This is a genomic window from Flavobacterium fragile (assembly GCF_023634865.1).
Classification (GTDB): domain Bacteria; phylum Bacteroidota; class Bacteroidia; order Flavobacteriales; family Flavobacteriaceae; genus Flavobacterium; species Flavobacterium fragile.
In genome coordinates, this window is sequence record NZ_JAMLJN010000016.1 from 1 (window position 1) to 11800 (window position 11800).

The 11800-nt window shown below is 29.7% G+C and carries 7 protein-coding genes; all 7 read left to right on the top strand.

Going from position 1 to position 11800, the window contains the following annotated elements; genetic code table 11:
- The first annotated feature begins 594 nt into the window (after positions 1 to 594).
- The gene (locus tag NAT47_RS12425) at positions 595 to 4224 is read left to right on the top strand and encodes a DUF7149 domain-containing protein (RefSeq protein WP_250583239.1); all 3630 of its coding nucleotides are present in this window, start codon (positions 595 to 597) and stop codon (positions 4222 to 4224) included.
- A gap of 146 nt (positions 4225 to 4370) precedes the next feature.
- On the top strand, positions 4371 to 5558 hold the full coding sequence (locus tag NAT47_RS12430; RefSeq protein ID WP_262918787.1) for a nucleotidyltransferase family protein: 1188 nt from the start codon (positions 4371 to 4373) through the stop codon (positions 5556 to 5558).
- Between the two features lie 102 nt (positions 5559 to 5660).
- On the top strand, positions 5661 to 6860 hold the full coding sequence (locus NAT47_RS12435; protein WP_250583243.1) for a putative phage abortive infection protein: 1200 nt from the start codon (positions 5661 to 5663) through the stop codon (positions 6858 to 6860).
- A gap of 174 nt (positions 6861 to 7034) precedes the next feature.
- The gene (locus NAT47_RS12440) at positions 7035 to 8429 is read left to right on the top strand and encodes a GmrSD restriction endonuclease domain-containing protein (RefSeq protein ID WP_250583245.1); all 1395 of its coding nucleotides are present in this window, start codon (positions 7035 to 7037) and stop codon (positions 8427 to 8429) included.
- 8 nt (positions 8430 to 8437) lie between these two features.
- Complete coding sequence (locus NAT47_RS12445) at positions 8438 to 9076, top strand: ribonuclease H1 domain-containing protein (protein WP_166236813.1); 639 nt, start codon at positions 8438 to 8440, stop codon at positions 9074 to 9076.
- 5 nt (positions 9077 to 9081) lie between these two features.
- Positions 9082 to 11223, top strand: a complete 2142-nt coding sequence (locus NAT47_RS12450) for an ATP-dependent helicase (RefSeq protein WP_250583247.1) — start codon at positions 9082 to 9084, stop codon at positions 11221 to 11223.
- A 6-nt stretch (positions 11224 to 11229) separates the two neighbouring features.
- Positions 11230 to 11800: SseB family protein (locus tag NAT47_RS12455; protein WP_250583249.1), on the top strand; the 571-nt coding region annotated here is incomplete at its 3' end.

Below are 11800 nucleotides of genomic sequence, written 5' to 3' on the forward strand. Positions count from 1 at the left end.
GAATAGGACTAATGCTCAGGATAAACCACTACGTTTAAGAGTCGAACTAGTTCACCTATTCCCTCTGGTTGTTCAGAAATTATCTTAATTAATAATAACTGAATTTACTAAATACAAATCTAATAGCGAAGTCGAAGGCTAATGAAAAAGTATAGCACTAAAATTTCATAGAAAGAATTGTCCCCTTGAGGTCCCGATAGGTATCGGGATTAGGGGTGTTACAGTTGTGATTTTACCGCAGATTAACAGATTTTAAATGATGTTGCGGTTGTGATTTTACACCGAGCTACACTGAGTTTCTTTTTATTCGTATTACGTTCAGAGAGCTACACAGAGCGTTTCACTTATTTGAGTTTTCCAACCGCACAGTTTGTCATGCTGGTAAGCATCTCATTTGATTTTTACTCTTGTTCTTGAACTTGCCTTTTTTATTATCGTACGGTTTTCTTCATTGCTATTTTTTTACTTTACTTATCTTGATTGTTATATTTTCCTATGTATAAATACCTGGTTTGAAAATCAGGTATTTTTTACGGGTTGTATAGGTGCTTTTTTTTTCTTATGTTTGAAAAGATACAATAAGCCTTACAGAATATGTTACTAGAACCACGCAAAGCCCTAAATAAAGCCTTTCTTAAAATAAAACCTAATAGAACTGGTATTGAGTTATTTAAGCAAAACTTAATTCTTTTACTTGATAGCATCAAGGAAAAAGAATCAGAAGAGTTTCACAAGAATTTGATTTCAGATTTCTTGAAGAATACGTATTATTCGCCGAATCATTTTATTAATACGAAAGGGCGAAACGATTTAGTAATTCATATTGGCAAAGAGGCTAAGAGTAATGTTGGTGTTATTATTGAAGCGAAAAGCCCAACGAATAAAGCCGAAATGCTTTCGCAAAAGAACATTAATAGCAAGGCGTTGCAAGAAATGGTATTGTATTTTTTGCGTGAACGTATCATACATAAAAACCTAGAAGTAAAAAATGTAGTGGCGACCAACGTTAACGAATGGTACATTTTTGACGCCCAATTGTTTGATAAACTTTTTGCCCAAAACAAAAGTTTCGTTAAACAATTTCAAGACTTTGAAGAAGGCAAATTATCTGGCACGAATACCGACTTTTTCTATAAAGAAATTGCCAAACCTTATATTGAAACTGTACTAGACAAATTAGAATATACGTATTTTGATTTGGCTTCGTATGACAAAATTTTAAGAAATGAAGACAAACTTGATGATGCGAAATTAATTGTCTTATACAAATTACTTTCGCCAGAGCATTTATTAAAATTGTCGTTTGCGAATGATAGTAATTCCTTAGATAAAAACTTTTACAATGAATTACTGCATTTAATTGGGTTAACCGAAACCAAAGAAGGAGGGAAGAAGTTAATTGAACGCCCAAAAGCAGGACAGCGAAATGCGGGTTCTTTATTAGAAAACGTGATTAACCAATTAGATAGTTTAGATAAATTATCGCGGTTGACCAATGTAAAACAATATGGCGACACGCACGAAGAACGCTTGTTTACCGTTGGTTTGGAATTGTGTATTACGTGGGTGAATCGTATTTTGTTTTTGAAATTGTTAGAAGCGCAGTTAATAAGTTACCATAAAGGCGACAAAAGTTATGCGTTTTTGCACAAAGATTTGTTGCACGATTACGATAATTTGAATGCGTTGTTCTTCATGGTTTTGGCAAAGAAACCAGAAGAACGAAACGACCGCGTAAAAACGGTATTTGCTAAAGTGCCTTACTTAAATAGTTCGTTGTTTGAACCTACCGAGTTAGAACATCAAACCTTGTTTATTTCGGGATTAGAGGATGATATCCAACTGCCTATTGTAAGCGGTACGGTGTTAAAGGATACTAACGGAAAAAAACTAACTGGTAGTCATAATGCCATTGACTATTTCTTTGACTTTTTAGATGCTTACGATTTTACAAGTGAAGGCAGCGAGGAAATACAAGAAGACAATAAAACCCTTATCAATGCCTCTGTATTGGGATTGATTTTTGAAAAAATTAACGGCTACAAAGATGGTTCGTTTTACACGCCAAGTTTCATTACGATGTACATGTGTAAGGAAACCATACGCCGAGCGGTGGTGCAAAAGTTTAATGAAACTAAAGGTTGGAACTGTGAAGATTTTGATGCCTTATACAACAAAATTGAAGACACCAAAGATGCCAATACCATCATTAATAGCGTAAAAATATGTGACCCTGCGGTGGGTTCCGGACACTTTTTGGTTTCGGCGCTGAATGAAATGATTGCCATTAAGCACGATTTAAAAGTATTAGTAGACCGAGAAGGCAAACGCTTAAAAGAATACCAAGTAGATATTGTAAACGATGAGTTAATTGTGACCGATGAAGATGGCTTACCATTTACTTACAACCCAAAAAGTAAAGAAAGCCAACGCCTGCAAGAAACTTTGTTTCATGAAAAGCAAACCATTATTGAAAACTGTTTATTTGGCGTAGATATTAACCCGAACTCGGTTAAAATTTGCCGTTTGCGTTTGTGGATTGAGCTATTGAAAAACGCGTATTACAAGACGGATGTCACATCGAGCGGAGTCGAGATGTTGGAAACTTTACCGAATATCGACATTAACATTAAATGCGGAAACTCGTTGATTGCTCGTTTTGGATTGGATGCTGATTTGAAAGAAGCCTTAAAGAAAAGCAAGCTAAAAATTGAGGATTACAAGCGTGCTGTTGACCAATACCGCAATGCGGAAAGCAAAGAGCAAAAGCGCGATATGGAAACGCTAATTGCCGAAATTAAAACCAATTTTAGAACCGAAATTAACCAAAACGGCAAAGAGATTAAAGAGTTACAAAAACTGAAATACGAGTTTAACGTAAAGTTTGACAGCGCCCAACTTTTTGAAACCAAGTTAACCAAAGCCGAACAAAAAGCAAAGAAAGACTTAGCGGATAAAATTGATAAAATAGAAACCCAACTCGAAGAAATAAAAAGCAACAAAATTTATGAAAATGCCTTTGAATGGCGCTTTGAGTTTCCTGAAGTATTAAACGACGAAGGCGATTTTGTAGGGTTTGATGTGGTGATTGGGAATCCGCCGTATTTAAGGGTTCGGGATGAATATGAGGAGTTGAGAAAGTATTACTTGGATAATTACAAAGTTTCTGAAAATCAATTAGATTTATATCATTTGTTTATCGAAAAATCATTTGAAATCTCAAAAAATAAAAGTATACATTCTATGATTGTACCTAATGCTTTCTTAGGTAATCAGAATACTTTTAAATTAAGAAATTTTATTCTTGATAATTTTTCAATTAATAATATTATTGACATTAAAGAAGATGTTTTTGAAGAAGCATCTGTAGAAGTTCTTATTTTCATATTTTGCAAAACTAAAATGAAATCTGATAGTGTTTATTTGATTGCAGAAAATGGAAAATTTAACTTTAAAAATTATTTTAATTCAGATTCATTTTATCAAAATTCAAAGCATAATTTTACTGTTACTTTAGATAATGTAAATCAAATTGTAATATCAAAAATTTTAGATAAATCGGTTGAATTATCAGAATTATTTAGTACGATTTCGGGTATTAAAGAATACCAAGTTGGAAAAGGAAAACCAAGTCAAACTTTAGAACAAGTTAAAAACAAAGTTTTTAATTCTAATGAAAAAATTGACGAAACTTATTTACCTGAACTTAGAGGTAAAAACCTCTCTAAATATTCTTATAAATGGCAAAATGAATTTATAAGTTATGGCGTTTGGTTAGCTGAACCAAGAATCCAATCATTTTTCGAAGGGGATAAAATTCTTATGAGACAAATTCCAGGTAAAAAATCATTAATAGCTTCATATGTAAATCAAACTTTTGTTGTTGATCAGACAGCATATATAGCGAAACCTAAAATTGATTTGAATATATTATTTTACTTAGGGATTTTAAATTCAAAATTATTGTTTTGGTTTTTCCAAAATATGAACAATGAATTTGATAATTTATTTCCAAAAATAAAAGTAAAGGAATTTAATACTCTACCTCTACCAAAAATTGACTTTTCAAATAAAGTAATAGCAGAAAAAGTAGACCAAATCCTTTCGCTTAAAAAAGACAACCCAGAAGCTGATACTTCTGCTTTAGAGCGTGAGATAGATTTTATGGTGTATGCGTTGTATGGGTTGAGTGAGGAGGAGATAGGGATTGTGGAGAATAGTTAAAATGTTTTTGTTATGACTAAAGGAAGTATAGATAGACTTGGTGACCAAATTAGAGCAGAATACGATGAGTTAAAGAAAATACACTTATTGAACTTCAAGAATATAGGACATCTCATAAAGATACAATTGCAAGGGTTTTTAATGTTTTGTGTAATATCAATAGAAAAAATAAAAAAGATTATATTGTAACCTACAGGATTAAGAGATTTGAATCTATTATTGGAAAACTCTATAGGTTTCCAAAGATGCAATTTAGCAGAATGTGGGATATTGGAGGTTGTAGATGTATTGTAAGTACAAATGAGGAGGTATATGAATTAAAAGCTTTAATTGAAAAAAATCCATTCCTTACGATTAGAAAAGAATATGATTATATCAAAAGTCCTCAGCCAGAAGGATATAAGTCTTTACATCTCTTTATTAGTTTAATTGATGATAACAAAGTTATTGAATTGCAAATCAGAAATAAAGAAGATCATAATTGGGCTACACTTGTAGAAATTACAGATTTATTATTTGATGCTAAACTTAAAGAATTTGGAAAGAATAAAGATTTATTAAGATTCCACTTTCTCTTATCTAAGAGATTTGATTTGACAATTGACGAAAAAAAGGAAATTTCTAAAATCATTAAAAAATATAAATACTTTGAAAAGTTAAGCGATGTATTTACTCGAAATTATATTCAAATAAGAAAACAATGGTTAGAAATTGAAAGTAAGCATAATCATAATTATTTTCTAATAGAAACGAAAAAGGATGAAGTTCCAAAAATAACAACTTATAAAAAATTTGAAGAGGCGGAAGATAATTATTTTAGAATTTACAAAAATAATCAAACTGCTAATGTTGTTTTAACTCATTTACCAAAGCCAAATTATGAACAGATAAGTATAGCATATTCAAATTATATATTAACATTTCACTCTTTTTTAGATGATTGTTATGAAATTTTTGAAAATTTAATTGAAAAGGCATTGATTGATAAAAGGTATTATTTGTTTTTCAAAAATTTTACTCTTTACAATGATATTGTTTATAATCACATTAAAAATTTAGTTTCTGAAGCCATTGAATTAAAACAAATTTCTAATAGAAAGGTTAATAAATCTGTTAAATATAAATTAAAACAAAAAGAACAGGATTGGGTTAAGGATATTAATAATCAAGTAAGAAAACGACAAGACAAGCAAAAAAGATTACAAGTATCATTCAGACAAAATATGCCAAAATCAGGAATTGGAGGTTTTATTTTTAAAACAATAGTTAGAAATATATCTAAAAAGTATAATAAGAAATTACAAAAAGCAATTTTTGAGACAAGCATTAATTAATCTAATTCCAAAATATTCGGTATACTTATTTAAGATAAATGGAATAAGTGGTGATATGATTAATATTTGTTGATAATAGTAAAAAATTAAAAATTTAAAAGTATGGCATTCGTCTCGATTATTTTTGTTGCTTTATTCATATTTGTTCTTTTACTCTCATATAATTTATTTTTTAAACCTAGTAGTAAGTTATTAATAATTGCAATTGTTTTTATAATTTTTTTTCTTGGAATTCTTGGTTTGACTTTAAATATTGGGTTAATTGAACTAAACAATACTGATGATTTTTCAAAATTAATTCCTTATGGGGATTATATTGGTGGAATAATAAATCCTATAATTTCAGTATTTGCTGTATTTGCGGCAGGTTTTGCTTTTTATGCACAGTATGACGCCAACAAAAAAATTCAAGAACAATTCAAGATTCAGCAATTTGAAACTAGATTATTTAAAATGTTAGATATCTATAATATAAATGTTGAGAACTTAAAATTTATTTCAAGAAAAAAAGGGAATAATTATTCAGGAAAAGTAATATTCCCTCATTTAGTTAATAATTTTAATAGTTTAAAAAATGAAATTTTAAGCTTTGCTGAAATAAAACAAATTAATGTTAACAATTTAATAGAAGAAGATTATTTAAATTATGTCAGAACAAAATATAAATTTCATGATATAAATAATTTTATATTATTAGAAATAACTTATATTATTTTTTTATACGGTGTTGGAGTTAATGGAAGAAAAAATATCAACACAATATTGAATGGGAAATATAAAAAGAAAGAATTAAAAAAAATTTTAAATTATCTATCAGGAAAACCAGTGGAATATAATAAGGATTATGAAAAATATGTACTAGACTTCAAGAATGATTTAGTTTTATTTACCTATTATGATAAACCCAATAATGAAAAATTTGATAAATATTATAACGGGCATCAAAATAATTTAGCACATTATTTTAGACATATTTTTATGATAATTAAATATATAAATAATCAAGATACATTAAGTTATAATCAAAAGTGGGAGTATTCTAAGTTGTTAAGAACTCAAATGTCTAATCATGAACAAGAACTCTTTTTTTTAAATAGTATTTCAATCGTTGGAAGAGAATGGGAACTTAATCATTTGGATGACAATATAAGATTAATTACTAAGTATGATTTGATAAAAAATATATCAAAAGCACTAAGAGATAAGTATAACGTTGAAGATTTTTATCCTGATGTGGTTTATGAGGATTATGCAAGAAATACTTTGAAAAGAGAAAATTTAGAAAAAAATATTTATAAATAATAAATACAATGCAAAAATATTCCGTAAACCAACACTTAATTGAAACGCTTTTAACCTGGGTAAAGTCGGGTGAAATTGCCATACAAGAGATACAACGTCCTTTTGTTTGGGATATTTATAAGGTAAAGGAGTTTATACAAATTAAATAAGAACACAATAAAAATATAAAGAAACATGGCTTTTAATCCAAAATCAGAATATACAATAGTACCAACAGAAATTGGCATTAAAGATTTCTTTGAATACAAAGAAGATTATGTAACTAGACCACCATATCAAAGAAAAGTGGTTTGGAATAAAAAGAAAAAACAAGCCTTAATGGATAGCTTGTTTAGAAGGTATTATATTCCAAAATTAGTAATAAGAGAAGTACGACTTTCTGAGGACAGAGCAGTAAGTGAAATTGTTGATGGTCAGCAACGTATCACCACTGTTCAGGATTTTTTTGATAATCAATATCCACTTCCAAAGTCATTAGAAGATGTTTCCAAAGAGTTACCTGGAAAATATTATAAAGATTTAGATACAGATGTTAGAAAATTTATTGATAAATCATTGAAATATCAGGCAGATGTAATCAAAAATATAGATAATCCATCAAGCGCAGAACACCAAATAATCGCCACTGAAATTTTTTGGCGTTTGCAACAAGGAGAAACTCTTAATTATATGGAAATTGCACATGCTCAATTATCGAGTTTGTCTAGAAACTTTATTGTTAAATATTCTGATGATTTGACTTTTGATTATAATAAATATACGCCCATAGATGCAAATCCTGATAAAATGGATTTTTTCAGTTTATTAAATGTCGAAAATGACAGAATGAAACATCTGCAATTTATGGCTAGATTTTTACTTATTGAAAATGCCAATGGTTATACAGATTTAAGTGATAAAAAGATTGCTGAGTTTATTGATAATGAAAAAATAAATGAAGGTATTGGAAATTATTCATTTGAAAATAAACCAATTGCGCAAAATGTTATTAAAAATTTAAAGCTATTTTATAAAATTTTTGAAGATGATCCAATGTTAGATGAAAACAATGGAATTAAAGAATTTTCAGTTGAATACTTTATTATTTCAATATACATGCTTGTTAGACATATTAGAGAAAATTATGTTATTAATGAGGGAGTAAATAATATTATTAAAGATTTTGTGTATGATTTTCATCTTCGTTGGAAAACGTATGATGAAGCTACAGATACAGATTTATTAACTTTTAGTAACAGAAGACAACAAGGTGAGCATGATTTAGAAACACGAGATATTATTTTAAGACAACTATTTTTCCAATATCTAAAAAATAACAACTTTGAATTAATTGAAAAAGATAATAATAGAGCATTTTCAGAATTGGAAAGAATAATTATTTACAGAAAAGGTAAAGGTTTATGTCAACAATGTTTAAGAGAAGGAAAACCTGAGAACGAATCAAAAGTTTCTTGGTCTAATTATCAAGCGGATCATGTTCTACCACATTCTAAAGGAGGAAAAACAATTATTGAAAATGGTGAGTTACTTTGTTCTTATCATAATTTATCAAAAGGAAATAAATTGTAATTTTTGTAATGGCAAAGAAGCCCAAATTTTATGTCGTTTGGAAAGGAAGAGAAACAGGAGTTTTTTCTTCATGGGAAGACTGTAAAGCACAAACTAATGGTTTTGATGGAGCAGTTTTTAAATCGTTTGAATCCAAAGCCTTGGCAGAACAAGCTTTTCATGATTCAAGTTCACACTACATAGGAAAAAATAAAAAAGTAGTGAGCTCGCTTTCAAAAGAAGCCTTAGCGCTTATAGGTGAACCTATTGAAGATGCTATTGCTGTTGACGGAGCTTGGAATACAAATACAGGTGTAGTTGAATATCAAGGAGTTTATCTAAAAACATATGAAGTATTATTTCATGTCGGTCCTTTAGATGACGGCACTAACAATATTGTTGAATTTTTAGCTATAGTACATGCATTAGCATTATCAAAGCAATGGCACTGGAAAATTCCTATTTACTCAGACAGTAGAATAGCATTAGGCTGGGTAAATGAAAAAAAAGCAAGAACGAATCATCCACCAAGTGAGAAAAATAAAAAACTATTCGAATTGATAGCAAGAGCCGAAAAATGGTTGGAAAATAACACCTATGAAAACGAATTATTAAAATGGGAAACCAAAGCATGGGGTGAAAATCCTGCTGATTTTGGTAGAAAATAGATTTTATGTTAGACAATAGCAACATATTAAATGGTTTAAACGACAAGCAACAAGAAGCAGTTTTAAGTGAAAACAAGCGTCTTTTAGTTTTGGCAGGAGCAGGTTCGGGCAAAACAAAAACTTTGTTGCAAAAAATCATTTATTTAATAGAAGAAAAGAAAGTACATCCATCAAGCATTTTAGCTATTACCTTTACTAAAAATGCTACGAACGAAATGATAGATCGTTTAATTGTTTCGGCAGATACTGCTGGTATGTATGAGCGTATTATTTTTAGTAAGGTCTTAACTAAGAAAGAGAAAGATGCCGAACGTAGAAATTGGCAACGCAAATACAAATGGATTGAAGGATTAACGGTTCGTACTTTTCATAGTTTTTGTTATAGTGTATTGCGTTCAGATGGTGTAAAGGAATTTGATAATAAGTTTAAAATTATTGGGGATGAAAAATCTACAGATATAGAGGATATTTCAAACCGAATAGCCGATGAAACTGTTTTTGAAGTATTTCACAAAATCTTCATTGAAAAATGTGATGATAATGCTTTCTTATTAAAAACGAAACGTTATGTTTTGGATTATTTAGTTGATAAAATTCATATTTCTAAAGAATACGAAACTACTAAAGTAACTGATGGTAAGTTTTACACCACTTTGAATGGTACAAAAGTAAAGTCTAAATCCGAACAATATATTGCAGATTGGCTTTACAGACATAGTATTTCTTTTGAATATGAACCTTTACTCAATGTAAAAGACTTTGATTTTCATCCTGATTTTTATATTCCAGATGCGAATTTATATTTAGAACACGTGAGTGATTTGAGTTATCCAATGGAAGCTAAAGAAAAACAGTTTGCCAAGGGTAAAATATTATACGCCAAAACTTTCGAAAAAGACACACAAGATTCAGCTGTATTTAATCACACCTTAGATAGAATCGTAAAAAGTAGATTACCTTACGATTTTCATGAAAAGAAGCAATTGAGTTTTTTAGAAGAGTTTAAGGGATATTTTGAAGAAGTGAAAGACTTTGTTCGTCAAATCATTCGAATTTGTGATATGATAAAAGTAGAGAATATCACTCTTGATGAAGTAATTAAAAGATCTTCAGCGGATAAACATGAACGAATCAGAGTGTTTTATGAATTAGCTATTCCAATTATTTCAGAATATATAGCTTACACCACTAATAAATCGTATTTAGACTTTAATGATTTAATATCTAAGACAACTTCATTATTCACAAACCACGAAGATGTAAGACAGCGTTATTTAGATAAATTCCAATATATATTAGTTGATGAGTTTCAAGATGTGAATAACTTGCAAGTAGAACTTATAAGACTCCTAGTAAAACCTGAAACTCAATTGTTTTGTGTAGGTGATGACTGGCAAAGTATTTATGGTTTTAGAGGTTCAAATGTAGAATATATTATCAATTTTGAAAAGTATTTCTCTAATGCTCAAGTAATTAAACTTAATCAAAATTACAGAAGTGAGCGAAATATTGTAGAAGCAAGTAATGAAGTTATTAAATATAACAAACACAAAATTGATAAAGACATTGCTGCAGTAAAAGATTCTCAGCAAAAAATCATTATTCAAAAAGGGAACAATTTAGATGATAATATAAGATACTGTATAGAAAAGGTTCAAGAGCTATTAGAAGAGGGTTATGCCAAAGATGATATTTTATTTTTATACAGAAGAAATAATATGTTTGTTAACTACAGATATGAGTTTAAACAACATAATTTTTTTGTAAATGGTAAAACAATTCATGCTTCTAAAGGTTTAGAAGCCAAAGTTGTTTTCATCATTGGTCTTACTGAAGGAAAAGGAGGATTCCCAGATGTTTGGTTAGAAGATAGATTATTTCAAATCATTAAGAAAGCGGATTACAATTTGCTTTTAGAAGAAGAAAGAAGATTGTTTTATGTAGCCATTACTAGGGCAAAAGATAAATTATATTTGGTTACTGAAAAGGGAAATGAATCAAGTTTTTTGAATGAAATACCTGAAGAATACACTTCAAAAAGTAAGCAACTTCTCCCAACAAATCATAGACAAAATGAGTGTGTGAAATGTCATGCTCCTATGAAAGAAGATTGGATTGCATGTCCAAAATGTGGATTTAAAAAATAGAAATTAATGAATTTTTTTAAGAAACTATTCGGCAAAAAAGAACCCGAGTTTACACCTGATAATTCGGTTTTATTGCAATTGATACAAGCGTATCATCAAAATGAAACACCCGAAAATTATAAAAAAGTGATAGAGGAGTTGTATGGCTCTCGTGCTTTTTTAGTGGTTCCTACTGATGGCGAACAATCAAAGTCGGATGAATGGAAGACGCTTGAAAAGGGGACTTCGGTTGCTTTTACAACTGTTTTTGATGTAGAAGGCATGTTGGTTTTTGGTGTGTTTACTTCGGAAACCGCTTTGAGTAAATGGACAGATAGAGAAACGGCTTTTATGGCTATGCCTGCTCGTGCTGTGTTGGAATTGGCTGAAACGCATAGCTTTGGTCGCATTGTTATTGATAGTGACCAAGAGACTATGTTTGTGTTGGAACGCAACAGAGAAAATATTTCTACTACTACGATACAGGAAGAAACACAAGTACAAGTTGGGTTTCCGCAACATCCCATTGATGGGGCTAATAAGAGTCAATTGCTAGCCGCTTTTAGTAAGAATAGCAATATTAAAGAGGTGTATCATT